Origin of the sequence: Paraburkholderia phymatum, assembly GCF_040965635.1 — a bacterium.
Classification (GTDB): domain Bacteria; phylum Pseudomonadota; class Gammaproteobacteria; order Burkholderiales; family Burkholderiaceae; genus Paraburkholderia; species Paraburkholderia phymatum_B.
This window is the reverse complement of sequence record NZ_JBFRCH010000020.1, coordinates 97,051-123,899: the sequence shown is the minus strand read 5'-3', so window position 1 is coordinate 123,899 and position 26,849 is coordinate 97,051. Positions and strand designations below refer to the sequence as shown.

The 26,849-nt window shown below is 63.5% G+C and carries 21 protein-coding genes; 19 read left to right on the top strand and 2 right to left on the bottom strand.

The window, feature by feature from the left end:
• Positions 1-425: 425 nt before the first annotated feature.
• Complete coding sequence (locus AB4Y32_RS27385) at positions 426-1,619, bottom strand: M20 aminoacylase family protein (RefSeq protein ID WP_368724361.1); 1,194 nt, start codon at positions 1,617-1,619, stop codon at positions 426-428.
• 170 nt (positions 1,620-1,789) lie between these two features.
• On the opposite strand from AB4Y32_RS27385, the gene AB4Y32_RS27380 reads away from it, so the two are divergent.
• Together AB4Y32_RS27380 and AB4Y32_RS27375 are read left to right on the top strand one after the other, a co-directional pair.
• On the top strand, positions 1,790-3,868 hold the full coding sequence (locus AB4Y32_RS27380; protein WP_368724360.1) for a molybdopterin-dependent oxidoreductase: 2,079 nt from the start codon (positions 1,790-1,792) through the stop codon (positions 3,866-3,868).
• A 173-nt stretch (positions 3,869-4,041) separates the two neighbouring features.
• A complete protein-coding gene (locus tag AB4Y32_RS27375; protein WP_368724359.1) occupies positions 4,042-5,715 on the top strand; it encodes a long-chain fatty acid--CoA ligase in 1,674 nt (557 codons plus the stop codon).
• Positions 5,716-5,954: 239 nt separating this feature from the next.
• Here the strand turns inward: AB4Y32_RS27375 and AB4Y32_RS27370 are convergent, their stop codons facing one another.
• Positions 5,955-7,115: a porin gene (locus AB4Y32_RS27370; protein WP_368724358.1), complete on the bottom strand. Its 1,161-nt coding sequence runs from the start codon at positions 7,113-7,115 to the stop codon at positions 5,955-5,957.
• A gap of 290 nt (positions 7,116-7,405) precedes the next feature.
• Here AB4Y32_RS27370 and coq7 point away from each other — a divergent pair, with 290 nt between their 5' ends.
• The 17 genes from coq7 to AB4Y32_RS27285 all read left to right on the top strand — a co-directional run bounded on the left by coq7 (position 7,406) and on the right by AB4Y32_RS27285 (position 26,583).
• Positions 7,406-8,035 (top strand): 2-polyprenyl-3-methyl-6-methoxy-1,4-benzoquinone monooxygenase, encoded by a 630-nt coding sequence (gene coq7 / locus AB4Y32_RS27365; RefSeq protein ID WP_368724357.1) that lies wholly within the window; start codon positions 7,406-7,408, stop codon positions 8,033-8,035.
• 401 nt (positions 8,036-8,436) lie between these two features.
• Positions 8,437-8,865 (top strand): division/cell wall cluster transcriptional repressor MraZ, encoded by a 429-nt coding sequence (mraZ, locus tag AB4Y32_RS27360; protein ID WP_090868358.1) that lies wholly within the window; start codon positions 8,437-8,439, stop codon positions 8,863-8,865.
• A gap of 27 nt (positions 8,866-8,892) precedes the next feature.
• Positions 8,893-9,834 carry a 16S rRNA (cytosine(1402)-N(4))-methyltransferase RsmH gene (rsmH, locus tag AB4Y32_RS27355; protein WP_368724356.1) on the top strand — a complete coding sequence of 314 codons (942 nt, stop codon included), beginning with the start codon at positions 8,893-8,895 and terminating at the stop codon, positions 9,832-9,834.
• Positions 9,831-10,184: a cell division protein FtsL gene (gene ftsL, locus AB4Y32_RS27350; protein WP_368724355.1), complete on the top strand. Its 354-nt coding sequence runs from the start codon at positions 9,831-9,833 to the stop codon at positions 10,182-10,184. Before rsmH ends, ftsL begins: the two co-directional genes overlap by 4 nt.
• Positions 10,181-12,055, top strand: a complete 1,875-nt coding sequence (locus tag AB4Y32_RS27345) for a peptidoglycan D,D-transpeptidase FtsI family protein (RefSeq protein ID WP_368724354.1) — start codon at positions 10,181-10,183, stop codon at positions 12,053-12,055. The genes ftsL and AB4Y32_RS27345 overlap by 4 nt, the downstream gene beginning before the upstream one ends.
• Positions 12,052-13,590 (top strand): UDP-N-acetylmuramoyl-L-alanyl-D-glutamate--2,6-diaminopimelate ligase, encoded by a 1,539-nt coding sequence (locus AB4Y32_RS27340; RefSeq protein WP_368724353.1) that lies wholly within the window; start codon positions 12,052-12,054, stop codon positions 13,588-13,590. Before AB4Y32_RS27345 ends, AB4Y32_RS27340 begins: the two co-directional genes overlap by 4 nt.
• Positions 13,587-15,014 (top strand): UDP-N-acetylmuramoyl-tripeptide--D-alanyl-D-alanine ligase, encoded by a 1,428-nt coding sequence (locus AB4Y32_RS27335; protein WP_368724352.1) that lies wholly within the window; start codon positions 13,587-13,589, stop codon positions 15,012-15,014. Before AB4Y32_RS27340 ends, AB4Y32_RS27335 begins: the two co-directional genes overlap by 4 nt.
• Before the next feature lie 17 nt (positions 15,015-15,031).
• Positions 15,032-16,201, top strand: coding sequence for a phospho-N-acetylmuramoyl-pentapeptide-transferase (mraY, locus tag AB4Y32_RS27330; RefSeq protein WP_087735237.1), 1,170 nt, complete (start codon positions 15,032-15,034; stop codon positions 16,199-16,201).
• A 36-nt stretch (positions 16,202-16,237) separates the two neighbouring features.
• Complete coding sequence (murD, locus tag AB4Y32_RS27325) at positions 16,238-17,752, top strand: UDP-N-acetylmuramoyl-L-alanine--D-glutamate ligase (RefSeq protein ID WP_368724351.1); 1,515 nt, start codon at positions 16,238-16,240, stop codon at positions 17,750-17,752.
• The gene (gene ftsW / locus AB4Y32_RS27320) at positions 17,749-19,032 is read left to right on the top strand and encodes a putative lipid II flippase FtsW (protein WP_368724350.1); all 1,284 of its coding nucleotides are present in this window, start codon (positions 17,749-17,751) and stop codon (positions 19,030-19,032) included. The genes murD and ftsW overlap by 4 nt, the downstream gene beginning before the upstream one ends.
• Positions 19,029-20,144, top strand: a complete 1,116-nt coding sequence (gene murG / locus AB4Y32_RS27315; RefSeq protein ID WP_368724349.1) for an undecaprenyldiphospho-muramoylpentapeptide beta-N-acetylglucosaminyltransferase — start codon at positions 19,029-19,031, stop codon at positions 20,142-20,144. Before ftsW ends, murG begins: the two co-directional genes overlap by 4 nt.
• Positions 20,141-21,535: a UDP-N-acetylmuramate--L-alanine ligase gene (gene murC / locus AB4Y32_RS27310; RefSeq protein WP_368724348.1), complete on the top strand. Its 1,395-nt coding sequence runs from the start codon at positions 20,141-20,143 to the stop codon at positions 21,533-21,535. Before murG ends, murC begins: the two co-directional genes overlap by 4 nt.
• Entirely contained in the window at positions 21,532-22,473 is a 942-nt protein-coding gene (locus AB4Y32_RS27305) for a D-alanine--D-alanine ligase (RefSeq protein ID WP_368724347.1), read from the top strand. Before murC ends, AB4Y32_RS27305 begins: the two co-directional genes overlap by 4 nt.
• 30 nt (positions 22,474-22,503) lie before the next feature.
• Entirely contained in the window at positions 22,504-23,256 is a 753-nt protein-coding gene (locus AB4Y32_RS27300; protein ID WP_368724346.1) for a cell division protein FtsQ/DivIB, read from the top strand.
• Positions 23,257-23,283: 27 nt separating this feature from the next.
• The gene (gene ftsA / locus AB4Y32_RS27295; RefSeq protein ID WP_007747080.1) at positions 23,284-24,516 is read left to right on the top strand and encodes a cell division protein FtsA; all 1,233 of its coding nucleotides are present in this window, start codon (positions 23,284-23,286) and stop codon (positions 24,514-24,516) included.
• A gap of 121 nt (positions 24,517-24,637) precedes the next feature.
• Positions 24,638-25,831 carry a cell division protein FtsZ gene (ftsZ, locus tag AB4Y32_RS27290; protein WP_368724345.1) on the top strand — a complete coding sequence of 398 codons (1,194 nt, stop codon included), beginning with the start codon at positions 24,638-24,640 and terminating at the stop codon, positions 25,829-25,831.
• A gap of 242 nt (positions 25,832-26,073) precedes the next feature.
• Entirely contained in the window at positions 26,074-26,583 is a 510-nt protein-coding gene (locus AB4Y32_RS27285) for a peroxiredoxin (RefSeq protein ID WP_368724344.1), read from the top strand.
• Positions 26,584-26,849: the final 266 nt, after the last annotated feature.

Sequence of the window (26,849 nt, the reverse complement as noted above, 5' to 3'; positions counted from 1 at the left end):
ACCGGCGCATTCCATCAAGGCCAGGGCGATGCCCAATTAACGGGCCGAATATAAGGATGCAACCGATCTAACCGTCAGAATGCAAGCTATCCTTGGCAAACGGGTGGTGCCCATATAAGGCCCGACTCAGTAACTCGGTCGTAAGTCACGAGCCTTTGAGGCCTTGGCGGATACTGACCTTTCCCCAGCGAGTATGTCATTCGCAAGCTAGCGAACTCGCCACTTTTCGGCTGATGCCGGAATTCGTTGGGTGTCGGTTGTCATAACGCACTTCTGGACAAACGTAGTCCGTTCGCACCGCGTTTGCCGCTACTCAGGCATTCGTCCGCGGCGGTCCGCTAAGACTCTCGGTTTGCTCACCGTGCGGCGTAACAATATTGGCACGCACACGATCGGCTGATGACCGCCACCCGCGCCCAACCTTCTCACTTCGCAGCCAAAAATCTCTGCGCCAACTGAACCCAGTAAGTGGACCCGATTGGCAGCAAATCGTCGTTGAAGTCGTAGCTCGCGTTATGCAGCATACATGGCCCGGCGCCGTGACCGGCTTCGCGATGCCCGCCGTCGCCGTTGCCGAGGAACGCGTAGCATCCCGGCTTCGCCAGCAACATGAACGAGAAGTCCTCGGCGCCCATCGTCGGTTCGACGGCATCGTCGACGTTTTCGTCGCCGACCATCTCCTTCATCACCGACGCCGCGAACCGCGCTTCCTCGCTGCTGTTGATCGTGGGCGGATAGTTGCGGTGAAACGTGATTTCGGCGGAGCAGTCGTAAGCCTCGGCCGTGCTTTGGACGATCTTGCGCATCCGCGCTTCGATCAGATCGAGCGTCTCGGTGGTGAAGGTCCGCACCGTACCCGCGAGCCACGCCTCATCCGGCACGACGTTCAGCGCATCGCCCGCATGGATCTGGGTAATCGACAGCACCGCAGTATCAAGCGGCTTCTTGTTGCGCGTGATGATGCCTTGCAGGCCATTGGCGATCTGCACCGCCGTGAACACAGGATCGCGGCCATTGTGCGGTAGCGCCGCGTGTGAGCCCACCCCCTTGATTTCAATGCGAAATTCGTTGCTGGAAGCCATGATCGGTCCTTCCGTCACACCGAAATTGCCCGCCGGCATCCCAGGCCAGTTGTGGATGCCGAACACGGCATCCACAGGGAAGCGCGTAAACAGCCCATCTTCGATCATGGCCTTCGCGCCGGCGCCGCCTTCCTCGGCAGGCTGAAAAATGAACACGATCGTGCCGTCGAAATCGCCTTCCGTCGCCAGATGCCGTGCCGCGCCGAGCAGCATCGCAGTGTGTCCGTCATGCCCGCATGCATGCATTTTCCCTTCGTTTTTCGAGCGATGATCGAACGTGTTCAATTCGTGGATTGGCAGCGCATCCATATCGGCGCGCAGACCGATCGACTTCGTTCCCGTGCCACGCTTCAGTACGCCAACGACGCCGGTTTTCCCGATACCTTCATGTACCTCGATTCCCCATCCAGCCAACGTCTTTGCGACCAATGACGCCGTTTGCGCCTCTTCGTATCGCAATTCTGGATTAGCGTGAATCGTTCGTCGGAGAGTCTGAATTTCGCCGCGTGCGGCTTGGATTTCAGGGATCAGTTTCATGATGGATTGAGAAAGTGGCAGTGAGCAGTGTGATCCGGACAGTCGATTCCAGAGAGAGTGATAATTAATTCTACGCTCATCGCTATTTTTGACGGTCGCGTGTCAGATCGGATGAGGGGAACGTAATAGAATCAGTGCCTTCACTCGCGCAATCCCCGCTCGATATAAATATGAACGCTCCCGCTGAATTCGCTCGCGCCGTCTGCCCGCACGATTGTCCCGATACCTGCGCAATGCGCGTGACCGTGGAGAATGGACGCGCGGTCAAGATCGTCGGCGATCCGGATCACCCACCGACGCAGGGCGTCCTGTGCACGAAAGTGAGCCGTTACGCCGATCGCGTCCATCATCCGCGCCGGCTGGCAACGCCCATGCGCCGCCTCGGCCGGAAAGGCGAAGGGCGGTTCGAGCCGATCAGCTGGGACGAGGCGCTGCATCTCGCGGCCGAGCGGCTAACGGAGATCGCGCGTCGCGCGCCCGAGGCGATTCTGCCGTACAGCTACGCCGGCACAATGGGTTTCGTGCAGGGCGACAGCATTGCGCAGCGGTTCTTCCATAAGCTCGGTGCGTCGCAGCTGGACCGCACGATCTGTGCAGCGGCGGGCGCGGCGGGCCTGAAATACACGTACGGCGCGAGTCTCGGCATGCTCACCGAGTTCTTTGACGAAAGCGAGGTGATCCTGATCTGGGGGGCAAATCCAATCGCGTCGAATCTGCATTTCTGGACGCGCGCGCAAGAAGCCAAGCGCCGTGGAGCGCGCCTGATCGCCGTCGATCCATACCGCTCGCTCACCGCCGAAAAATGCCACCAGCATATTGCGCTGAAGCCCGGCACGGACGGCGCGCTGGCGCTCGCCATGATGCATGTGCTGATCACGGAGGATATGCTCGATCACGCCTACATCGCCGACCATACACTCGGCTTTGAGCAACTGAAGGCGCGCGCGCTCGACTATCCGCCGTCGCGCGCGGCTGAAATCTGTGGAATCGACGAGCAGACGATCGTCGCTCTCGCGCGTCTTTACGGCAGCACGAAAAAGGCGGCGATCCGCATGAACTACGGCATGCAGCGCGTCCGCGGCGGCGGCAACGCGGTGCGGGCGATCGCGTGTCTTCCGTCGCTGACGGGCGCATGGCGCGAGCGTTCGGGCGGTGTGCTGATGTCGTCGTCGGGCTGGGCGCCTGTCGATTCGCATGCATTGGCGCGGCCCGATCTGCTGCCGGGCTGGCCGTCAAATCAACCGCGCGTCGTGAACATGAACGAGATCGGCAACGCCTTGTGCAATCCGGGCGACGCCGGGTTTGGTCCGAAGATCGAAGCGATTGTCGTGTACAACTCGAACCCCGTCGCCGTTGCGCCGGACTCGGAGCGCGTTGCAGCGGGCTTCGCGCGGGACGATCTGTTTACGATCGTCCTCGAGCACTTCCAGACCGACACCGCCGACTACGCCGACTTGCTGCTGCCCGCGACGACGCAGCTCGAACATCTCGATATTCACAAGTCGTACGGGCACACGCACGTGATGGTCAACCTGCCCGCGATTCCGCCCGTCGGCGATGCGCGCCCGAATACGGAGATTTTCCGCGGCATCGCGCGCGCGATGGGTCTGCAGGAACCGGCGCTGTACGAGAGCGATGCGACGGTCGCGTCGTCGGCGTATCGCTGGGACGATCCGACGCTCGATGGCGTCACATGGGAAACGTTGAAGCGCGACGGCTGGGCGAAGCTGAACGTTCCCGACGCGCCGTTCGCGAACGGAGGCTTCCGCACGCCGTCGGGCAAATGCGAGTTCTACAGCGAGCGGCTCGCGCAAGCTGGCCTCGAACCCGTGCCCGATTACTTGCCGCCGTACGAGTCGGCCGACGGCTCGCCCGAACTCGCCGCGCGCTACCCGCTCGCGATGATTTCTCCGCCGGCGCGCAATTTCCTGAACAGCACGTTCGTGAATGTAGAAAGCCTGCGCGCAACGGAAGGCGAACCGCATCTCGACATCCATCCTATCGATGCCGCCGAACGTGGCATCCACGGCGGCGATCCGGTCCGCATCTTCAATGATCGCGGCTCGATGCAGGCGCGCGCCCGCGTCACCGACAAGGCGCGCGCGGGCCTCGTCGTCGGACTGTCTATCTGGTGGAAGAAGCTCGCTCCGGATGGCCGCAACGCGAACCAGGTCACGAGCCAGGCACTGACCGATCTCGGCGGATCAGCGACGTTCTACGACTGCCTCGTCGAAGTCGAGCGAGTCTGAGCCGCTTCTGAACGCGCAGCGGAGGTTCCCGCTGCGCCACCCGTTCCCGGTCCCCGGTCGGCGCTTTCGAGTGCATCGTCTAACTGGGGGCAAACCCCGAATAGTCACGCGTCGGCGCATGCTACGATGCGATTTTTAGCACGACCATTCGAAAATCACGGAGGAGACGCCGTATGGAAAAAGTCTGGCTGAAATCATATCCGCCCGGCGTGCCCAAAGAGATTGATGCGACCCGGTACGAGTCGATCACAGCGATGCTGGAAGAGAGCTTCCGTGCGCACCGGGCGAAGCCGGCGTTCGCGTGCATGGGCAAGCAGATCACGTACGGCGAACTCGACAGCCTCTCCATTCGGCTTGCCGCATGGTTTCAGTCAAAGGGCATCGCGCGCGGAGCGCGCATCGCGATCATGATGCCCAACGTCCTCCTTTATCCCGTCGCCATCGCTGCGATCCTGCGCGCGGGGTATGTCGTCGTGAACGTGAATCCGCTCTACACGCCGCGCGAGCTGGAACACCAGCTGAAGGACAGCGGCGCGGAAGCGATCATCCTGCTCGAAAACTTCGCGGTCACGTTGCAGGCCATCGTGCGCAATACGTCGGTCAGGCACATCGTCGTGGCGTCGATGGGCGATCTGATGGGCGCGAAAGGCATGCTCGTCAATTTCGTCGTGCGCCGCGTGAAGAAGATGGTGCCCGCCTGGAATCTTCCAGGGTACGTCCGCTTCAACGACGCCATTTCCGAATGCGCTCGCAGCCAGTTCACGCCCGTCCAGCAAGGCCCGGACGACGTCGCCTTTCTTCAGTACACGGGCGGTACGACGGGTGTCGCGAAGGGCGCGACGCTGCTGCATCGCAATCTGGTAGCGAACGTGCTGCAGTCGCACGTGTGGCTCGAACCCGCGCGCTCGAAGCGCCCCGACATCGACCAGTTCGTGACCGTCGTCGCGCTGCCGCTTTATCACGTGTTTGCGCTAACTGTGTGCGGCCTGCTGACGATTCGCACGGGCGGTCTCGGCGTGCTCATTCCGAATCCGCGCGACATCGCCGGGATGATCAAGTCGCTGCAAGGCTACAAGATCACGACGATCCCGGCCGTCAACACGCTGTACAACGCGATGCTCAATCATCCGGACTTTTCGAAGCTGGATTTCTCGAATCTTCTGGTCGCGAACGGCGGCGGGATGGCCGTGCAGGAAGCCGTCGCGAAACGCTGGTTCGAGCGCACGAACGCTCCGATCATCGAGGGCTATGGCTTGTCGGAGACGTCGCCGTGCGTGACGTGCAATCCGGCGATCGTCACCGAGTACAGCGGCACGATCGGTCTGCCGCTGCCGTCGACGGAAGTGTCGATCCGCGACGACGACGGCAACGAACTGTCGGTCGGCCAGGCGGGCGAGTTGTGCATTCGCGGTCCGCAGGTGATGGCGGGATACTGGAACCGTCCGGACGAAACGGCAAAGGTGATGACGGTCGACGGCTTCTTCCGCTCGGGCGACATAGCGACCGTCAACGAAGACGGCTTCGTGAAAATCGTCGACAGGAAGAAGGACATGATTCTCGTGTCGGGCTTCAACGTCTATCCGAACGAAATCGAGGACGTGGTCGCGAAACATCCGGGCGTTTTCGAAGTGGCGGCTGTCGGTGTGCCGGACCAGCACTCGGGCGAAGCGGTGAAGCTCTTCATCGTGAAGAAGGACGAGGCGATCACCGACGCCGACATCTTCGCGTTCTGCAAAGACCAACTGACGGGCTACAAACGGCCGCGTATCGTCGAGTTCCGCAAGGAGCTGCCGAAGAGCAATGTCGGCAAGATCTTGCGCCGCGAATTGCGCGACGGTCGGGCTTGAGCGCGCGGCGCGTGAAGAACCGGACAAGGGTGTAGGCAGGCTACTGAAGACAGCCGCGCGCCACAGTGAAAGCACGGCCCGATCGACGCTACGTCATTGGGCCGTTTCCGTTTCCATTTGTGCCGCGGCAAACGCGCTATCGCCGCGACAGCAGCGCACGTCACGAACAAAACAAACGCCGCGCAAATAAAAAAGGGCGCCCGAAGGCGCCCCCGAGGGTACTACGCATTCACAACTTATTAGAACTTGTGGCGGATACCAACGCGTGCCGTGAACTGGTTCTGGTTCGACGACGGCGTCAGGTTGTTGATCGCTGCGACAGCCTTTCCGCCCGTCGAATCGTTGCCCGTAGCGTGCTGGTACACACCGATCAGGTAGACGTCCGTACGCTTCGACAGGAAGTAGTCGACGCCAGCCGAACCCTGGTGGTACTTCGCAGCGTCGCGGCCGTTCAGGCTGCTGCCGTGCGTGTAGTCATACGCGGCACCGACCAGCAGAGCAGGCGTGAGCTGGTACTTGAAGTTGAGTTCCGCGTTGTTGAACAATGCCGTCTGACCCGTGAGGCCCGGTGCTGCGAACGACGAGCCGAGGTCGTAGAACCGCGTGTACGAGTAGGTTGCACCGACCGTCGCTGCGCCGAACGTATATGCACCGCCCGCGCCGATCACCTGATAGGTGTGAGCCGAACCGTAGCCGCTGTAGACCGGCGACGAGACGTTCGAAACCGCCGGGTTGACCGTGCCCGACGTGCTGTTGCCGAAGAACGAAACGTTCGGGTTACGAACGTTCAAATAACCAACGCCCAAGACCAGCGGACCGTTGTTGTAGCCAGCGCCCAACGACCAGACCTGGTTACGCGAGTAGTCGCCCGCAACGCCGCCCAGGCTGTACAAACCGCCGAACGTCAGGCCGGCGTAGTTTGCGCTCGTGAACTTGACGGCATTGTTGGTACGGTATGCGTTGTTGAAGTTGTCCAGGTCGCCCGGGTGAGCAGCGATGTAGCCGCCCCACTGGTCGCCCGCTTCCAGCGGACCGACGTAGTCGACGACGGAGTCGTACTGGCGACCCAGCGTGACCGTACCGAACTGGCTGCCCAGGCCGACGTAAGCCTGACGACCGAACAGCAGGCCGCCTTGACCCGCCTTGCCGTTGTTGACGTCGAAGCCGCTTTCGAGCACGAAGATCGCCTTCAGGCCACCGCCGAGGTCTTCCGTGCCGCGCATGCCCCAACGGCTGCCTTGCAGAACGCCGCTCGACAGGTTGTACAGGTGCTTGCCGCCCGAGTTGGTATTGATGTTAAAACCTTCGTCAATAATGCCGTACAGCGTCACGCTGCTTTGCGCATGAGCGACGCCAGCAAACGCGCCCAATGCTGCAAGAGCGAGAAGCGACTTTTTCATCGAAAGATCTCCAAGGATTTGCGAATTATTTTCAAGCAAGGCAAGTATTTATCTGTGTTGCGGCCTTGCATAACTCCGTAAAGAAGTTGCACGTAATGTAACAAAGACACCTAAGTGAACAAAGAAAAAGGAGGGTGACCGCCGGACCGCTGTTTCGTTTACGCAACATGGTCTAAAATCGAAAGTCGGCCGTCGGAACCACCCTGAAGATTTTCTTGCTGTCAGCCGCAAACCCTTGATGTACAAGGCTCTGCGGGGAGTAGTGCGAGCGCCGCGTCGTGGAGGCCAAGATGCTGATTGATGAGTTGATTACAGAGTTTGATCGGGGTTTACGCTCAATAAATGGGGTGTCGCGGATGTCGCGTCCGCTGCCTGTACCGCCCGCGTCCGTCGAGCCTGTCGAGCTGACTGATGAAGAGCGCGCGCATGCGGCGGGACTGATGCGTGTCAATCATGTCGGCGAGGTGTGTGCACAAGCGCTTTATCAGGCGCAAAAGCTGGCGACGCGCTCGCCGGCGCTCAAGCAGGCATTCGAGCATGCCGCGCGCGAAGAGGAAGATCACCTCGCGTGGACCTACAAGCGCCTCGAAGCGCTCGATTCGCGCCCGAGTCTGCTCAATCCACTCTGGTATGCTGGCGCCCTCGCGATGGGCTTCGCGGCCGGCCGCCTCGGCGATCGGGTGAGTCTCGGCTTCATGGCCGAGACGGAGCGGCAGGTCGAGTTGCACCTCGGCGGCCATCTCACCACGTTGCCTGAAGGCGATCACGAGTCGCGTGCGATCGTCGAGCAGATGCGCGTCGATGAAGCCGCGCACGGCAAGGCAGCGACGGACGCGGGCGGTGCCGAATTGCCGTTCCCGGCGCGTGCGCTGATGCGTGCCGCTTCCAGGATAATGACTCGCACCGCGTACCACGTTTGACCTGATTTAACTCTATTGGCCTAAAGTGGGCGGCGCTCTCCGCGCCGTCCGTAAAATCGCTCCAAATCCTCAGTCGGCCCGCGCCTTTCGTCCTACCAGAAGGCTTTCCCGCCACGCTTTTCCCTCGTACTTTTCACGTATCACATTCACAAGTCTCACTAGTTCATTCATTTATAACGCTTTTCCTTTTTGCGTGCCGCGTGAGCAAGCGACGCTAAGTCCTTGTTCTTGCAAACAAAATTCGTCAAAAAACCGTGCGTCTCCCTTGACCGGTGTTGGGGGTTACTCTAAAGTGGGAGACAGTGTGAGAAAGTGTTTTTTTGTGTGATCCGATGCGCTTTCTCCGGTAAATTTCCAGAATCGGGCGGCATCTTTCGGCGCCCTGACAAAAGGGGAGCGAAGTGTTCCAAGGGGCGTCAGCGCTGACACTCGATGCGAAGGGGCGGATGTCCGTCCCGGCTCGCTATCGGGATGCGCTGCAAGGGCAGGCAGAAGGACGGGTGACGGTTACCAAGCACCCGGACGGCTGCCTGTTGCTGTTTCCGCGCCCCGAGTGGGAAGTCTTTCGCGCGAAGATCGCCGCGCTCCCGATGGAAGCCAAGTGGTATCAGCGGATCTTTCTCGGCAGCGCTGCGGATGTCGATCTCGATACGGCCGGCCGCGTGTTGATCGCGCCTGAGTTGCGCCAGGCGGCGTCGCTGGAAAAAGACGTGATGTTGTTGGGAATGGGTAATCGCTTCGAACTGTGGGACAAGGAAACGTACATCGCGCAGGAACAGGCGGCGATGGCGCAGGGCATGCCCGAGTCTCTGAAGAACTTCACATTCTGAACGCAGGTAATCGAAATGGCGCCTGCGATGGGTAACGAATTGCAGCATCGCACGGTGCTGCTCGAAGAAGCGGTGAATGCGCTCGTCACGCGCGCGGACGGCGTCTATGTGGACGGCACGTTCGGGCGCGGCGGCCATAGCCGTGCGGTGCTGGCAAGGCTGAGTGATGCGGGGCGTCTGATCGCTTTCGACAAAGACCCGCTCGCCATCGCCACCGCGCAGCAGATCGCCGATCCGCGCTTCGAGATCGTGCATGAAAGCTTCGCATCACTGCGCGACGCGATGAGCGCGCGCGGGGTAGGGCGTGTGTCGGGGGTGTTGCTGGATCTGGGCGTGTCGTCGCCGCAATTCGACGATCCGGAGCGGGGTTTCAGTTTCCGCGCCGATGGCCCGCTCGACATGCGGATGGACCCGACGCGCGGCGAGTCCGCGGCGGATTGGCTGGCGCGGGCCACGGTGCAGGAAATGACGGAGGTGATACGGGATTATGGGGAAGAACGGTTTGCTTTTCAGATTGCAAAGGCGCTTGCTGCTCGCCGGGCAGAGTCCGACCGTCTTGGGCCTCTCGTCAGCACGGGCGAGCTTGCCCAAATCGTGGCTAACGTCGTCAAAACCCGTGAGAAGGGTAAGGACCCGGCAACCCGCACCTTTCAAGCTATACGGATTCACATCAATCAAGAGCTTGCGGAGCTGCAAGTCGTACTAGAAGCAGCATTGTCGTTGCTGGAGCAAGGGGGGCGGCTGGTCGTGATCAGCTTTCATTCGCTCGAAGACCGGATCGTCAAGCGGTTCGTGCAGGCGCAGTCGAGCGCGCCTGCTGTCGACCGCCGTCTGCCGATCCGCGCAGTCGATCTGCCGAGCCCTCCGCTCAAACTGCTAGGCCGCGTATTTGCGAGCGACGCCGAAGTCGCCGCCAACCCGCGCGCCCGTTCCGCCGTGATGCGCGTTGCGGAGCGGATCGCGCCATGAATCGACTCAATATCTTCCTGCTGATCGTCGTAATGGGCTGTGCGCTTTCCGTCGTCAAGGCGACGAACCAGCAGCGTCAGTTCTTTATCCAGTTGCAGCGAGCCCAATCGCAGGAGCGCCAGCTGCAGCAGGATTATTCGCAGCTTCAATATCAGCAGAGCGCGCTGTCGAAGACTTCGCGCATCGAGCAGATCGCGACCGACTCGCTGAAGATGCAGGGCGCGACCACGGGGCGCACGCAATATCTGACGCTCGACGCCGGTTCCGCGAAGGCCGAAGACACGCCGATTCCCACTTCCGCGCCGGCTTTGGCGCCCGCCACGAACGTTCGTCGTCGAGGCACGCGATGAAGAAATCGTCGAACAAGAACAAGAGCGTCGCGTTCTCGGCGAATCCGATTCTTTCGGTGCGACTGCCGATGTGGCGCTCGAAGCTCGTCGTGTTCCTGCTCTTCATCGCATTCGTCGCGCTCGCGGGGCGCGCGTTCTGGATTCAGGGCCCGGGCAACGCGTTCTATCAGAAGCAGGGCGAAAGCCGCTATCAACGCAGGCTGGAACTTCCCGCGACACGCGGCAAGATTCTCGACCGCAACGGGCTCGTGCTCGCGACGAGCCTGCCCGTGCGCGCGATCTGGGCGATTCCCGAATCGGTGCCGGACGATCTCGGCGCGGACAAGCTCGCCCAGCTGGCCAAGCTGCTCGACATGACACAGCCGGAGCTGCGCAAGAAGCTGTCGGAAGACAAGACGTTCGTCTACGTGAAGCGCCAGGTGCCCATCGAGGTGGCCGCGAAAGTCGAAGCGCTCAATATTCCGGGCATCTATCAGCGCACCGAGTACAAGCGATTTTATCCGGAAGGCGAGATCACCGCTCACCTGATCGGCTTCACGAACGTCGAAGACGAAGGTCAGGAAGGCGTCGAGCTTGGCGACCAGAAGCTTCTCGCGGGCGTGGCCGGCAGCCGCCGCGTGATCAAGGATCGCCTGGGTCACATCGTCGAGGACGTCGACGAGCAGGTCGTGCCGCACAACGGTCTGGACGTCGATCTGTCGATCGACAGCAAGATCCAGTACATCGCGTACACGAACCTCAAGGCGGCCGTGCAGCGGTTCAAGGCCAAAGCGGGCGCCGCGATGGTGATCGACGTGCGCACGGGCGAAGTGCTCGCGCTCGTCAATTACCCGACGTACAACCCGAACGACCGCTCGCATCTGACGGGCGACCAGCTGCGCAACCGCATCCTTACCGATACGTTCGAGCCGGGCTCGATCATGAAGCCGTTCACGGTTTCACTGGCGCTCGACCTGCATCGCGTCACGCCGACTACACTTGTTGATACAGGCGGCGGCCGCTTCGTGCTTGACGGTGCGCCGATCACCGACGACTCCGCGTTCGGCGTGCTGACGGTCGGCGGCGTGATCCAGAAGTCGAGCAACATCGGCGCGACGAAGATCGCGATGCAGCTCAAGCCCGAAGAAATGTGGAACATGTACACCAGCATCGGTCTCGGCCAGGCGCCGAAGGTCGGTTTCCCAGGCGCGGCGGCGGGCCGTCTGCGTCCGTGGAAAAGCTGGCGGCGGATCGAGCAGGCGACGATGTCGTACGGCTACGGCCTTTCGGTGTCGCTGTTCCAGCTCGGGCGCGCGTACACGGCGATCGCGCACGACGGCCAGATCCTGCCCGTGTCGATCTTCCGCACGCCGAAAGATCAGCCGATGACAGGCGCGCAGGTTTTCTCGCCGACCACCGCGCGTGAAGTGCGCGCGATGCTCGAAACCGTCGTCTCGCCGGGCGGCACGTCGCCGGATGCGGCGGTGCCGGGCTATCGCGTCGGCGGCAAGTCGGGTACGGCGTACAAGCACGTCGGCCGCGGCTACGATCACAGCAAGTACCGCGCGTCGTTCGTCGGCATGGCGCCGATGCCGAATCCGCGCATCGTGGTGGCCGTGTCCGTCGACGAACCGACGGCGGGCAGCCACTTCGGCGGCCAGGTGTCGGGCCCGGTGTTCTCGTCGATCGTCGGCGATACGCTGCGCTCGCTGAATGTGCCGCCCGATCAGCCCGTCAAGCAGATGGTCGTATCCGACGACGTGAATCCCGCCGTGCCCGCGGCAGCATCCCAACCGGCGGCGAACGGCGCGAAAAGACTCGCGACGCATGCAGCGCCGAAGAAGTTGACGATTTCAGACAACGCGAAGAACCGCCCCGGAGTAGTTCGATGAGTGCGCTGCGTTCTTCTCATCCGGCGCAACAGCAGATTGCTGACGCGCTCGCCTGGCTGCGCTCACGCGTGCAGCCAGGCGCACATTTGCACGCCGATACCCGCACGATCGCGGCGGGCGACGTGTTTCTCGCCTATGCCGTCGACGGAGCGGACAACCGTCCGTTCATCGATAACGCGATCGAGCGCGGCGCGGCCGCCGTGCTCGTGCAATCGGACGGCTTCAGCGGCAACATCGACGCGGCGACGATGCTCACCGTGCCGCGCCTGAACGAACTGGCGGGCACGATCGCGAGCGCGTGGTACGGCGACCCGAGCGACGCGATGCGTGTGATCGGCGTGACGGGCACGAACGGCAAAACGTCGTGCACGAACTGGATCTCGGCGGCGCTGACGGCGATCGGCGAGCCGTGCGCGATCATCGGCACGCTCGGCAGCGGGATGCCGGGCCACCTCGTGCACACCGGCTTCACGACGCCCGATGCGCCGCAATTGCAACGCAGCCTCGCGCAGTTGCGTGTCGCAGGTGCGAAGGGGGTCGCGATGGAAGTCTCGTCGCACGCGCTGCATCAGGGCCGCGTGAACGGCACGGCGTTCAGTGTCGGCGTGTTCACGAATCTGACGCAGGATCACCTCGACTATCACGGCACGTTCGAGGCGTATGAAGCGGCGAAGGCGCGTCTTTTCGCCTGGCCGGAGTTGCAGGCCGCCGTCATCAACGCCGACGACGAAGCGGGCCGCCGCATGATCGCGAGCACGAAGGGCCACGCGAAGACGATCGCCTATGCGCTCGAGCCGCACGCCGACGTGCAGGCCGATGCGTCGATCGTCGCGTCAAACGTGCGCGCGACGGCGACGGGCACTGCATTTCATATCGCATCGGATTGGGGCGATACGGAGATCGAGGTCAACACGCTCGGCGCGTTCAACGTCAGCAATCTGCTCGGCGTGCTCGGCGCACTGCTCGCATCCGACGTGCCGTTCGATGCCGCCGTAGCGCAACTCGCAAAGCTCGAATCGGTGAACGGCCGGATGGAACGCCTCGGCGGCCGTTTGCAGAACGACGAACCGCTTGTCGTGATCGACTACGCGCACACGCCGGATGCGCTCGAAAAGACGCTGACCGCATTGCGCCCGATTGCCGATGCGCGCGGCGGCAAGCTGATCTGCATGTTCGGCTGCGGCGGCGACCGCGACGCGACGAAGCGTCCGCTGATGGGCGCAATTGCGGAGCGCTGCGCCGACGCCGTCGTCGTGACGAGCGACAACCCGCGCGGCGAAGATCCGCAAAAAATCATCGACCAGATTGCGGCCGGCATGAAGGACGACGCGAAGGCGCGCCGCATCGAAGATCGCGCGAGCGCGATCCTGCAAGCGGTGCGTTGCGCCGCGCGCGAAGACGTCGTCGTGCTGGCGGGCAAGGGTCACGAATCGACGCAGGAAATCATGGGCAAGAAGCGCGCGTTCTCGGATCAGGATCATGCTCGGCTCGCGCTCGCGGCCCGCGCGACGCACGGACGCGGAGGTGGCGAATGACCCGGCGAGGTGACGCGATGTTCTCGCTGCGTGAAGCCGCCGCCGTCATTCCGGGCGCAACGGTGACGGGCGACGAATCGGTTTCGTTCGACCGCATTTCGACGGACAGCCGCACGTGCGGTCCCGGCGACCTGTTCGTCGCGCTGAAGGGCGACCGCTTCGACGCGCACGACTTTCTCGCTGACGTCGCCGCGCGCAACGTGAGCGCGGTGCTCGTCACGCGCACGCCGGAGAACTTCGACGTGCCCGCGCTGCGCGTGCCGGGCGACACGCGCACGGCATTGGGCTCGCTCGCGAATGGCTGGCGCCGACGCTTTGCGATGCCGCTCGTCGCCGTGACGGGCAGTAACGGCAAGACGACGGTCAAGGAAATGATCTCGTCGATCTTCGCTGCGGCCGTCGGCGAGCAGTCGCGTCTCGCGACGGCGGGCAATTTCAACAACGACGTCGGCTTGCCTCTGACGCTGTTCCGTTTGAGCGAAGCGCACAAGCTCGCCGTCGTCGAACTCGGCATGAATCATCCGGGCGAAACGGCATTGCTCGGCAAGATCGCCGAACCCACGGTCGCCGTCGTCAATAACGCGCAGCGCGAGCATCAGGAATTCATGGCGACCGTCGAGGCCGTCGCGCTCGAACACGCAGCCGTGATTCACGCATTGAAGCCGGAAGGCGTCGCCGTGTTTCCCGCCAATGATGCCTATGCGAGCATCTGGCGCGTCGCGGCGACGGGCAGCCGCATCATCGATTTCGCGCTGAACACGGTGGAGCGCACGACGGAAGCGGCCGTTCAGGGCACGCTCGACGGCAATCAGTTGAGCATCGATACGCCCGAAGGCCACGTCGACGTCACGCTGCAAGTGCTCGGCGCGCACAACGCGCACAACGCACTGGCGGCGACGGCGGCGGCGCTCGCATCGGGTGTCGCGCTCGATGCGATCAAGCGCGGTCTCGAAGCGTTCGGCGCGGTGAAGGGCCGCCTGCAGGTGAAGCGCGCGGTGCTCGGCGCGATGGCGGGCGCGACCGTGATCGACGACACCTACAACGCGAATCCCGATTCGATGATCGCCGCAATCGACGTGCTCGCCGCGCGTCCGTCGCCGCGCGTGCTGGTGATGGGCGACATGGGCGAAGTCGGCGACAACGGCCCGGAATTTCATCGCGAAGTCGGCGCGTATGCGAAGGTGCGCGGCATCGATGCGCTGTACGCGCTCGGCGATGCATCGCGTGACGCGTGCGCCGCTTACGGCAGCGAAGCCAGGCATTTCGGCGACGTGCGTGCGCTCGTCGCGCAATTGCAGCAGGCCGGTCATGGCGCGGCTGCGACGTATCTCGTGAAAGGCTCGCGCTTCATGAAAATGGAACGCGTGGTGGACGCCGTTACGAGTCCACAACCCGCACCGGGCACGGCGCCCGGCGCACACTGAAAGAGAAGGACAGAAGCATGCTACTGGCGCTGGCGCAATGGCTGCAGAACGACGTCGGCTTTTTGCGCGTGTTCAGTTATCTGACGTTTCGTGCCGTCGCGGCGACGATCACCGCGCTGCTGATCGGGCTCGTCTGCGGCCCGTGGGTGATCCGCAAGCTGACGGCGATGAAGGTCGGCCAGGCCGTGCGCAAGGACGGCCCGCAAACGCACCTCGTGAAATCCGGCACGCCGACGATGGGCGGCGTGCTGATCCTGATCGGCATCGCCGTGTCGACGCTGCTGTGGGCCGATCTGACCAACCGCTTCATCTGGATCGTGATGCTCGTCACGTTCGGCTTCGGCGTGATCGGCTGGGTCGACGACTATCGCAAGGTCGTCTACAAGGACCCGCGCGGGATGTCGTCGCGCGAAAAGTATTTCTGGCAGTCGGTGATCGGTCTCTTCGCGGCCGTGTATCTCGCGTTCAGCGTGTCGGAAGCGAGCAACGTGCGCGTGTTCGATCTGTTCATGGCGTGGGTGCGCAGCGGCCTGTCGATGGGCCTGCCCGCACGCGCCGACCTGCTGCTGCCGTTCCTCAAGTCGATGACTTATCCGCTCGGCGTATGGGGCTTCATCGCGCTCACGTACTTCGTGATCGTCGGTTCGAGCAACGCGGTGAATCTCACCGATGGCCTCGACGGCCTCGTGATCATGCCCGTCGTGCTGGTCGGCTCGTCGCTCGGCGTGTTCGCCTATGTGATGGGCAGCGCTGTCTATTCGAAATACCTGCTGTTCCCGCATATAGCGGGCGCGGGCGAAATGCTGATCTTCTGCTCGGCGATGGGCGGGGCAGGGCTCGCCTTCCTCTGGTTCAACACGCACCCGGCGCAGGTGTTCATGGGCGACGTCGGCGCGCTCGCGCTCGGCGGCGCGCTCGGCACGATCGCGGTGATCGTGCGCCAGGAAATCGTGCTCTTCATCATGGGCGGGATTTTCGTCGCCGAGACGGTGTCGGTGATGTTGCAGGTCACGTGGTTCAAGTTCACGAAGGCACGTTTCGGCGAAGGCCGCCGCATCTTCAAGATGGCGCCGCTGCATCACCACTTCGAATTGTCGGGCTGGAAAGAGACGCAAGTCGTGGTGCGTTTCTGGATCATCACGCTGATGCTGTGCCTGTTCGGTTTGTCCACGCTCAAGCTGCGTTAAGCGGCATTCAAAGTCGCACTCAAGGGGAAGCAGTCGATGTTTGGCGAGAAGTTTCGGGATCGGCAAAAGCCGATGGTGCTCGTGCTGGGGCTCGGCGAATCGGGCCTCGCGATGGCGCGCTGGTGCGCGCGGCATGGCTGCCGCCTGCGCATCGCCGACACGCGCGAAGTGCCGCCGAACCTGTCCGCGCTAGAAGCGCACGGCATCGCTGGCGATTTCGTCGGCGGGCCGTTTTCGCCGGTCCTGCTCGAAGGCGTCGAACTGGTCGCGATCAGTCCGGGCCTGTCGCCGCTCGCCGCCGATCTCGTGCCGCTGATCGCAGCGGCGCGCGAGCGCGCCATCCCCGTGTGGGGCGAGCTCGAATTCTTCGCCCAGGCATTGAGAACGCTCGGCGAAAGCGGTTACGCGCCGAAGGTGATCGCGATCACCGGGACGAACGGCAAGACCACCACGACGAGCCTGACGGGCCTGCTGTGCGAGCGCGCGGGGAAGAAGGTCGCGGTCGCGGGCAACATCAGCCCGGCCGCGCTCGACAAGCTCACGGAAGCCATCGACAACACCGCATTGCCCGACGTGTGGGTGCTCGAACTGTCGAGCTTCCAGCTTGAGACCGCGCACACGTTCGAGCCGGACGCGGCCGTGATCCTGAACATCACGCAGGATCATCTGGACTGGCACGGCGGCCTCGATGCGTACGCGGCGGCGAAGGGCAAGATTTTCGGCAAGAACACGGTGCGCGTGCTCAATCGCGACGACACGCGCGTAATGGCGCTCGCGCCGTCGGAGCAGAACGGCTCGCAGGTGGTGACGTTCGGCGTCACGGAGCCTTTGCGCGACGGCGATTTCGGTCTGCTGCGCGACAGCGGCATGATCTGGCTCGTCGAGGCGCAGGACCGCGACGCGACCGACGAGCCCACGCCGACGCGCCGTCGCAAGAGCGAATCCGCGACGCCGCCCGATATTGCGTTGAAGCGGCTGATGCCCGCTGACGCGCTGCGCATCCGTGGCCTGCACAACGCGACGAATGCGCTCGCCGCATTCGCGCTTGCACGCGCCATCGGCCTGCCCGGCGCGCCGCTGCTGCACGGCTTGCGCGAGTATCGCGGCGAGCCGCATCGCGTGGAGCTGATCGCGTCGATCGACGGCGTCGACTATGTGGACGACAGCAAGGGCACTAATGTCGGCGCGACGGTTGCAGCGCTCGACGGTCTCGCGCAGCGCGTCGTGCTGATCGCGGGCGGCGACGGCAAGGGCCAGGCATTCGAGCCGCTCGCCGAGCCTGTGACGCGTTGGTGCCGCGCCGTGATGCTGATCGGCCGCGACGCGCCGCAGATTCGCGCCGCGCTCGCGCATACGGGGATCGTGATGACCGACCACGCGACGCTCGAAGAGGCGACGCGCGCAGCCACCGCCGTCGCCGAACCGGGCGACGCCGTGCTGCTGTCGCCTGCCTGCGCCAGCTTCGACATGTTCAAGGGCTACGCGCATCGCGCCGCAGTATTCCGCAGCGCGGTCGAAGACATCGCTGCCGAACGGGGGACGATGATATGAGCTGGTCGGAACGTTTCGGTTCGCAACTCGGCAAGCAGCGCGGCTCCATAGCGGGCCAGCCAGGCGGCGCGGCTGTGTCGGAACGCACGTCGCGCACGGGCGGACTGTCGAGCGCCGTCAACGGCGTGCGTCCGCTGCGCTCGCGGATGCTCGACTACGATCATTCGCTCGTATGGGTCGTCGTTGCGCTGTTGGGGCTCGGTATTGTGATGGTGTACTCGGCGTCGATCGCGATGCCCGATTCGCCGAAGTACGCGTCGTATCACGACTACGCATTCCTGATGCGCCAGGTCATCTTCGTCGTCATGGGCACGATCGCGGGCGTGATCGCGTTCCGCGTGCCGATCTCGACGTGGGACAAGTACGCGCCGAAGCTCTTCCTGATCGCGCTCGTCGCGCTGGTGATCGTGCTGATTCCGCACATCGGCAAAGGCGTGAACGGCGCGCGCCGCTGGATTCCCCTCGGCATCACGAACATGCAGCCGTCTGAAATCATGAAGCTCGCCGTGACGATCTACGCGGCGAACTACACGGTGCGCAAGCAGGAGTACATGCACAGCTTCGCTAAGGGCTTTCTGCCGATGGGCTTTGCCGTCGGCGTGGTCGGCATGCTGCTGCTGCTCGAGCCCGACATGGGCGCGTTCATGGTGATCGCGGCGATCGCGATGGGCCTGCTGTTTCTCGGCGGCGTGAACGGCAAGATTTTCGGCGGGCTGGTCGCAACGGCCGTGGGCACTTTCACGCTGCTCGTGTGGGCGTCGCCGTGGCGCCGCGAGCGGATCTTCGCGTACCTCGATCCGTGGGACGACCGTTACGCGCAGGGCAAGGCGTATCAGCTGACGCACTCGCTGATCGCATTCGGCCGCGGCGAATGGTTCGGCGTGGGCCTCGGTGGCAGCGTCGAGAAGCTCAACTATCTGCCGGAAGCGCACACCGACTTCATTCTTGCCGTGATCGGAGAGGAACTGGGCTTTGTCGGCGTGCTCGTCGTGATCCTGATGTTCTACTGGATCGTGCGCCGTTCGTTCGAGATCGGCCGTCAGGCGCTCGCGCTCGACCGCACGTTCGCGGGCCTGGTCGCGAAGGGCGTCGGCATCTGGTTCGGCGCGCAGACCTTCATCAACATGGGCGTGAACCTCGGTCTGCTGCCGACCAAGGGTCTCACGCTGCCGCTCGTCAGCTACGGCGGCTCGGGCATCTTGCTGAACTGCATCGCGGTGGCGGTGCTGATGCGAGTCGATTACGAAAATCGTGTGCTGATGCGCGGGGGCAAGGTATGACGATGCAGCAACGCACGCTGATGGTGATGGCGGGAGGCACCGGGGGCCACGTGTTCCCGGGCTTGGCCGTCGCTCATCTGATGCAGGCGTGGGGCTGGCGTGTCGTGTGGCTCGGCAATCCGTCGGGGATGGAAGCGACGCTCGTCCCGAAGCACGGCATTCCGATGGAGTACGTGCAGTTCGGCGGCCTGCGCGGCAAGGGCATCAAGACCAAGCTGATGCTTCCCGTGAATCTGCTGCGCGCGTGCATGCAGAGTCTCGCGGTGCTGCGCCGCGTGAAGCCGGACGTCGTGCTCGGCATGGGCGGCTACATCACGTTCCCGGCGGGCGTGATGACGGCAATGAGCGGCACGCCGCTCGTGCTGCATGAACAGAATTCGATCGCGGGTCTCGCGAACAAGGTGCTCGCGAAGCTCGCGAGGCGTGTGCTCGTCGCGTTCCCGAACGCATTGCCGCATGCCGAGTGGACGGGCAATCCGATTCGCGCGGAACTTGCGCGCACGCCGGCACCCAAAGCACGCTACGCGGCGCGCAGCGGTCCGCTGAACGTGCTGGTCGTGGGCGGCAGCCTGGGCGCGGCGGCGCTGAACGAAACGGTGCCGCGCGCGCTCGCGCAGCTCGCGCCGAACGAGCGGCCGCGCGTCGTGCACCAGGCGGGCGCGAAGCATATCGACGCATTGCGCGCGAACTACGCGGCGGCCGGCATCGCGGCGGGCGACGACGTGCAGCTCGTGCCCTTCATCGACGACATGACGAGCGCCTACGCGAACGCCGATCTCGTGATCTGCCGTTCGGGCGCGATGACGGTCGCGGAGATCGCGGCTGTCGGCGTGGCGGCGTTCTTCGTGCCGTTCCCGTATGCCGTCGACGATCACCAGACAACCAACGCAGCGTTTCTCGCCGATCACGGCGCGGCGCTGCTCGTACAACAGCGCGACCTGACGGCGGAGAAGCTCGCCGACTGGTTGCGCAGCCAGACGCGGGATTCGCTCGCGGACATGGCGGAGCGTTCGCGCTCGCTCGCGAAACCCGATGCCACCGAACAGGTCGCGCAGGTCTGCGCGACGGTTGCCGGCGCGACACCGAGCCTGAGCCCGGAAGGAAAGCAATGAAACATATCGTCAAACACATTCACTTCGTCGGGATCGGCGGCGCGGGCATGAGCGGCATCGCCGAAGTGCTCGTCAATCTCGGCTATCAGGTGAGCGGCTCGGATCTGTCGCGCAACGCCGTGACGGAGCGCCTCGCCGCGCTCGGCGCGCGCATCGCGATCGGCCACGACGCGGAGAACATCGAAGGCGCGAACGCAGTCGTCGTGTCGACGGCCGTGCGCAGCGACAACCCTGAAGTGCTCGCCGCGCGTCATCGCCGCATTCCCATCGTGCCGCGCGCGGTGATGCTCGCGGAACTGATGCGCCTGAAGCAGGGCATCGCGATCGCGGGGACGCACGGCAAGACGACCACGACATCGCTCGTCGCGAGCGTGCTCGCAGCAGGGGGGCTCGATCCGACCTTTGTGATCGGCGGAAGGCTGATCAGCGCGGGCGCGAACGCGCGTCTCGGCACTGGCGATTTCATCGTCGCGGAAGCGGACGAATCGGATGCGTCGTTCCTGAACCTCTTCCCGGTCATCGAGGTCATCACCAACATCGACGCCGATCACATGGACACTTACGGCCACGATTTCGCGCGGCTCAAGCAGGCGTTCATCGAGTTCACGCATCGGCTGCCGTTCTACGGCATCGCGGTGTTGTGCGTCGACGATCCCAACGTGAAGGAAATTTTGCCGTTCGTGTCGAAGCCGATCATCCGCTACGGCTTCGCGCCCGATGCGCAAGTGCGCGCCGTCAACGTCGAAGCGCGCGAAGGCCGGATGCACTTCACGGCGATGCGCGAAGATGCGCCGCCGCTCGACATCGTCTTGAACCTGCCCGGCATGCACAACGTGCAGAACGCTTTGGCCGCAATCGCAATTGCGACTGAACTCGAGGTGAAAGATGCCGATATCCAGCGAGCGCTCGCGGATTTCACCGGCGTCGGCCGACGTTTCCAGCGTTACGGCGAAGTGCCCATGGCAAGCGGCGGCGCGTACACGCTCGTCGACGACTACGGTCATCACCCGGTCGAGATGGCCGCGACGATCGCGGCGGCGCGCGGTGCATTTCCCGAGAAGCGTCTCGTGCTGGCATTCCAGCCGCACCGCTTCACGCGCACTCGCGACTGCTTCGAAGATTTCGTGAAAGTGCTGTCGACGGTCGATGCGCTCGTGCTGACGGAAGTGTACGCAGCAGGCGAGTCGCCCATCGTCGCCGCGGACGGCCGTTCGCTCGCGCGCGCGATCCGCGTCGCGGGGAAAGTCGAGCCTGTGTTCGTCGAAACGGTGGATGAAGTGCCGGATGCGCTGGCTGCGATCGTGCGCGACGGCGATGTGGTGATCACGATGGGTGCGGGTTCGATCGGCGCAGTGCCGGGCCGGCTCGCTGAAAACGAAGGTGTGAAATGAGCGGTATCGATCCTAAATCTTTCGGCAAGGTTGCCGTGCTGCTTGGCGGCGTGTCCGCCGAGCGCGAAGTGTCGCTGAACTCCGGTCGTCTCGTGCTGCAAGGGCTGCGCGACGCGGGCGTCGACGCGCATCCGTTCGATCCGTCCGAGCGGCCGCTGGCCGCGTTGAAGGACGAGGGCTTTGTGCGCGCGTTCAACGCGCTGCATGGCGGCTACGGCGAGAACGGCCAGATTCAGGGCGCGCTCGATTTCTACGGCATCCGCTACACGGGCAGCGGCGTGCTGGGCTCGGCGCTCGGCCTCGACAAGTTCCGCACGAAGCTCGTGTGGCAGCAGCTCGGCGTGCCGACACCGCCGTTCGAAGCGGTACTGCGCGGCGACGACTACGCTGCGCGTGCGCGGGACATCCTCGCGAAGCTCGGCTTGCCGCTCTTCGTGAAGCCCGCGAGCGAAGGCTCGAGCGTTGCCGTGATCAAGGTGAAGACGGCCGATGCGCTCGCGCCCGCGCTCGAAGAGGCGGCGAAGTTCGACAAGATCGTCGTCGTCGAGAAGAGCATCGAAGGCGGCGGCGAGTACACGGCGTGTATCGCGGGCGATCTCGATCTGCCCGTCATCCGCATCGTGCCCGCAGGCGAGTTCTACGACTATCACGCGAAGTACATCGCCAACGACACACAATATCTGATCCCGTGCGGCATCGCCGCCGAAGAAGAGGCGCGCCTGAAGAAGCTCGCGCGCCGCGCGTTCGATGTGCTCGGCTGCACGGACTGGGGCCGCGCCGATTTCATGCTGGACGGCGACCGTAATCCGTACTTCCTCGAAGTGAACACGGCGCCCGGCATGACGGATCACTCGCTGCCGCCGAAGGCCGCGCGCGCCGTCGGCATCAGCTATCGGGAACTGGTGGTGAAGGTGCTCGCGCTGACGCTGAAGGACTGAACAGAGAACTGAAGGAATCGCACGCAGATCATGTGGAACAACGTTCGCCAGCTCAATCTCGCCGCCAGCGCGTTGCACGCGCTGTTGCTGCTCGTGCTGCTGGCGGCCGGCGGCTACTGGCTGATCCAGCGCCCGAATTTCACGCTGCGCGAGATCCGCATCGACGGCGACACCGAGCACATCAATTCGCCGACCGTGCGCGCAGGCGTGATCGGACGCTTGAAGGGCAACTTCTTCACCGTCGATCTGGATACCGCGCGCCAGGCTTTCGAGCAGATGCCGTGGGTGCGTCACGCGAGCGTGCGCCGCGTGTGGCCGAATGCGCTCGCCGTCACGCTCGAAGAGTACAAGCCGCTTGGCACATGGGGCACCGATCAACTCGTGAGCACCGATGGAGAGGTGTTCACGGCGAACCAGGGCGAGCTCGACGAAGAGCTGCCCGCGTTCGAGGGCCCGGATGGGTCGGCGAAAGAAGTCGTCGCGCGTTATCAGGACTTCAAGAAGTGGTTTGCGCCTGTCGGGGCGACGCCGGATGAAGTGACGCTGTCGTCGCGTTTCGCGTGGACGGTGAAGCTGTCGAACGGCATGCAGGTCGAACTGGGACGCGAGCGCAATCAGGACACGCTGTACGACCGCTGCAAGCGGCTCACCGCGGCATGGGGCGCGGTGACGCAACGTTGGGGGAAGGATATCGAATATGCGGACTTGCGTTATCCGAACGGTTTCGCCATTCGTGCAGCAGGCATGCGCTTCATTACGGAACCCGACAAGGGCAAGAAGTAACAGGACATCACACGCAATGAGCACGCTATGAGTAAAGACTATAAAGATCTGCTGGTAGCCCTCGACATCGGCACGGCGAAAGTAGTCGCCATCGTCGCCGAGTTGAAGGGCGAAGGTCATTACGAGGTGATCGGACTCGGCCAGAGCGAATCGAAGGGGCTCAAGAAAGGCGTCGTGGTGAACATCGAGGCCACGGTGCAGTCCATTCAACGAGCGCTCGAAGAAGCCGAACTGATGGCCGACTGCAAGATCACGAACGTATTCACCGGGATCGCCGGCAGCCATATTCGCAGCTTCAATTCGAGCGGCATGGTGGCGATCAAGGAAAAGGAAGTGACGCAGACGGACGTCGCGCGCGTGATCGAGACGGCCAAGGCGATCAACATTCCGACCGATCAGCAGGTGCTGCACATCCTGACGCAGGAATTCATCATCGACGGCCAGGAAGACGTGCGCGAGCCGATCGGCATGAGCGGCATCCGTCTCGAAGTGAAGGTGCACATCGTGACGGGCGCGGTGAGCGCGGCGCAGAACATCGTGAAGTGCGTGCGCCGCTGCGGCCTCGAAGTGAACGATCTGATCCTGCAGCCGCTCGCTTCTTCGCTGGCGGTGCTGACGGAAGACGAAAAAGAACTAGGCGTGGTGCTCGTCGATATCGGCGGCGGCACGACGGACATCGCGATCTTCAGCGAAGGCGCGATCCGACATACGGCCGTGATCCCCATTGCCGGCGATCAGATCACGAGCGACATCGCGATGGCGCTGCGCACGCCGACGCCGGACGCCGAGGACATCAAGGTGAGTTACGGCATCGCGAAGCAGGCACTCGCCGATCCGGACGAAATGATCGAAGTGCCGGGGCTCGGCGAGCGCGGTCCGCGCACGCTGTCGCGCCAGGCGCTCGCGGCCGTGATCGAGCCGCGCGTCGAAGAACTGTTTTCGCTTGTGCAGCAGGTGGTGCGCGAGTCGGGTTACGAAGAGCTGCTCAGCTCGGGCGTCGTGCTGACGGGCGGCGCGTCGATGATGCCGGGCATGGTCGAACTGGGCGAGGACATCTTCCTGAAGCCGGTGCGCATCGGCGTGCCGGAGTACGCAGGCGGTCTCGCGGACGTCGTGCGCAATCCGCGCTATTCGACGGCGATGGGCCTGCTCGTCGAAGGACGTTCGCAACGCATGCGCGGCCGCAAGGTGGCGGTGCAGTCGGGATCGATGGGACAGGTGTTCACGAGGATGAAGGACTGGTTCCTCGGCAATTTCTAAAGAATCTGCAGCAAAGGGAAATACGCGCTGGTGCCGGCGGCCGGCGCGCGACAGAGGGTTGCCCGATCTTCTGCCGAATAACGGCCGAGTAAGCGGTACTTATTTTCTTGACGGAGGCAACATGGAATTCCAGATGCTGGAAACGGAAACCAACGGCACCATCATCAAGGTGGTGGGCGTGGGTGGTGCAGGCGGCAATGCAGTTGCACACATGATCAATCGCGGCGTGCAAGGCGTCGACTTCATCGTGATGAACACGGATGCGCAGGCGCTGTCGCGCTCGCGCTCGCCGAACGTCATCCAGTTGGGCAACACGGGTCTGGGCGCAGGCGCGAAGCCGGAAATGGGCCGCGCGGCAGCTGAAGAAGCACGTGAGCGCATCGCGGACGCACTGCGTGGCGCGCACATGGTGTTCATCACGGCAGGCATGGGCGGCGGCACGGGCACGGGCGCAGCACCCGTGGTCGCGCAGATCGCGAAGGAAATGGGCATTCTGACGGTCGGCGTCGTCAGCAAGCCGTTCGAGTTCGAAGGCGGCAAGCGCATGCGCGTCGCTGAAGCTGGTTCGCAGCAACTGGAGGATCACGTCGACTCGCTGATCGTCGTCCTGAACGACAAGCTGTTCGAGGTGATGGGCGATGACGCCGAAATGGACAAGTGCTTCCAGTGCGCTGACGACGTGCTCAACAACGCAGTCGCGGGCATCGCCGAAATCATCAACGTCGATGGTCTCGTGAACGTCGACTTCGAAGACGTGAAGACGGTGATGGGCGAGCAGGGCAAGGCGATGATGGGCACGGCGACGGTGGCCGGCGTCGATCGCGCGCGTCTCGCAGCCGAACAGGCTGTCGCAAGCCCGCTGCTGGAAGGCGTCGATCTGTCGGGCGCGCGCGGCGTGCTGGTCAACATCACGTCGAGCCGTTCGCTGCGTCTGTCGGAAACGCGCGAAGTGATGAACACGATCAAGAGTTATGCTGCTGATGACGCGACCGTGATTTTCGGCGCGGTGTACGACGACGCGATGGGCGATGCGCTGCGCGTGACGGTGGTGGCAACGGGTCTGGGCCGCGCTGCGAAGAAGCAGCAATCGGCGCCGATGACGCTGCTGCGCACGGGCACGGATAACCAGCCGGTCGGCGCGGCGCCGCATGGGTACAACACGCAGCATCACGCGGCGGCGGATTACGGTTCGCTGGACACGCCGGCAGTGTGGCGCACCTCGCGTGATACGGCGGCTTCGCACGTGCAGGCGCTGCAGGAGAAGGGCGTCGATACGTACGACATCCCGGCCTTCCTGCGCAAGCAGGCAGACTGAGGTTCACGCAGGAGCGGGCTTTCTGCGGCGTAATCGTCTGATTTATGGCTCGATTGCGCGCAGCAGGAATGCACGAGCGTGGCGGGTGGAACGGCAATGAGGCCGCGTTGGGTCGCGCGCGCGGCACGGACAGGTGCCCTCTTCGCATCGGCGAAGCGGTTCGGGGCACTGTCGCCGGATGAAATCTCCACTGCGGCACGAGTACGTGCGAGCGTGCTCCGCATCGATGCGAAGGATCGAGCATGATTCAGGTAGGTGAAAAGCTTCCCCAGGCGACCGTTTACGAGTTGATCGAGGACGGGCGCGAGGGCTGCACGATCGGGCCGAACAGCTTCGACGTGCGCGAACAGACAGCGGGCAAGCGCGTGGTGATCTTTGGATTGCCGGGCGCGTTCACGCCGACCTGTTCGGCCAAGCACGTGCCGGGTTACGTCGAGCAGGCGGAGAAGTTCCGTGCTGCCGGTATCGACGAGATCTGGTGCGTGTCCGTCAACGACGCGTTCGTCATGGGCGCGTGGGCACGCGATCAGCGCACCTCGGGCAAGGTGCGGATGACGGCGGACGGCAGCGCGGCTTTCACCCGGGCTCTCGGTCTGGAGCAGGACCTGTCGGCGCGCGGCATGGGAATCCGTTCCCAGCGCTACGCGATGGTGGTCGACGACGGCGTGGTCAAGACGCTGTACGTCGAGGCACCCGGCAAGTTCGAAGTAAGCGATGCGGCGAGTATTCTCGCGACGTTGAGCCAGGCATGACGCGGCATTGAAGCTTCGCCGCAACCGCGACCGTAATTGTTGCGCTGCGGCAACGCTTTTATGACCCCGCTGTGACAGGCCGTAACGCGGGCCGATGACCGGAAACGCCTCCGTTCCGGGCATCGGCCCGTCACGCTTCCCGATCAGGTAACGCAGCGAAACAGATTGAAACGCCAGCGCAACGGCGCTCCGGAAACGATTGGAGTATACTTCGCGCTATGAAATAAAAAGTCCTGATTAGGATTTTCAATCGAATAGAAGATCAC

Excerpts from the sequence above, each read along its gene's own strand:
- AB4Y32_RS27385 (WP_368724361.1), bottom strand. The coding sequence starts at position 1,619 with ATGAAACTGATCCCTGAAATCCAAGCCGCACGCGGCGAAATTCAGACT.
- AB4Y32_RS27380 (WP_368724360.1), top strand. The coding sequence starts at position 1,790 with ATGAACGCTCCCGCTGAATTCGCTCGCGCCGTCTGCCCGCACGATTGT.
- AB4Y32_RS27375 (WP_368724359.1), top strand. The coding sequence starts at position 4,042 with ATGGAAAAAGTCTGGCTGAAATCATATCCGCCCGGCGTGCCCAAAGAG.
- AB4Y32_RS27370 (WP_368724358.1), bottom strand. The coding sequence starts at position 7,115 with ATGAAAAAGTCGCTTCTCGCTCTTGCAGCATTGGGCGCGTTTGCTGGC.
- coq7 (WP_368724357.1), top strand. The coding sequence starts at position 7,406 with ATGCTGATTGATGAGTTGATTACAGAGTTTGATCGGGGTTTACGCTCA.
- rsmH (WP_368724356.1), top strand. The coding sequence starts at position 8,893 with ATGGGTAACGAATTGCAGCATCGCACGGTGCTGCTCGAAGAAGCGGTG.
- ftsL (WP_368724355.1), top strand. The coding sequence starts at position 9,831 with ATGAATCGACTCAATATCTTCCTGCTGATCGTCGTAATGGGCTGTGCG.
- AB4Y32_RS27345 (WP_368724354.1), top strand. The coding sequence starts at position 10,181 with ATGAAGAAATCGTCGAACAAGAACAAGAGCGTCGCGTTCTCGGCGAAT.
- AB4Y32_RS27340 (WP_368724353.1), top strand. The coding sequence starts at position 12,052 with ATGAGTGCGCTGCGTTCTTCTCATCCGGCGCAACAGCAGATTGCTGAC.
- AB4Y32_RS27335 (WP_368724352.1), top strand. The coding sequence starts at position 13,587 with ATGACCCGGCGAGGTGACGCGATGTTCTCGCTGCGTGAAGCCGCCGCC.
- mraY (WP_087735237.1), top strand. The coding sequence starts at position 15,032 with ATGCTACTGGCGCTGGCGCAATGGCTGCAGAACGACGTCGGCTTTTTG.
- murD (WP_368724351.1), top strand. The coding sequence starts at position 16,238 with ATGTTTGGCGAGAAGTTTCGGGATCGGCAAAAGCCGATGGTGCTCGTG.
- ftsW (WP_368724350.1), top strand. The coding sequence starts at position 17,749 with ATGAGCTGGTCGGAACGTTTCGGTTCGCAACTCGGCAAGCAGCGCGGC.
- murG (WP_368724349.1), top strand. The coding sequence starts at position 19,029 with ATGACGATGCAGCAACGCACGCTGATGGTGATGGCGGGAGGCACCGGG.
- murC (WP_368724348.1), top strand. The coding sequence starts at position 20,141 with ATGAAACATATCGTCAAACACATTCACTTCGTCGGGATCGGCGGCGCG.
- AB4Y32_RS27305 (WP_368724347.1), top strand. The coding sequence starts at position 21,532 with ATGAGCGGTATCGATCCTAAATCTTTCGGCAAGGTTGCCGTGCTGCTT.
- AB4Y32_RS27300 (WP_368724346.1), top strand. The coding sequence starts at position 22,504 with ATGTGGAACAACGTTCGCCAGCTCAATCTCGCCGCCAGCGCGTTGCAC.
- ftsA (WP_007747080.1), top strand. The coding sequence starts at position 23,284 with ATGAGTAAAGACTATAAAGATCTGCTGGTAGCCCTCGACATCGGCACG.
- ftsZ (WP_368724345.1), top strand. The coding sequence starts at position 24,638 with ATGGAATTCCAGATGCTGGAAACGGAAACCAACGGCACCATCATCAAG.
- AB4Y32_RS27285 (WP_368724344.1), top strand. The coding sequence starts at position 26,074 with ATGATTCAGGTAGGTGAAAAGCTTCCCCAGGCGACCGTTTACGAGTTG.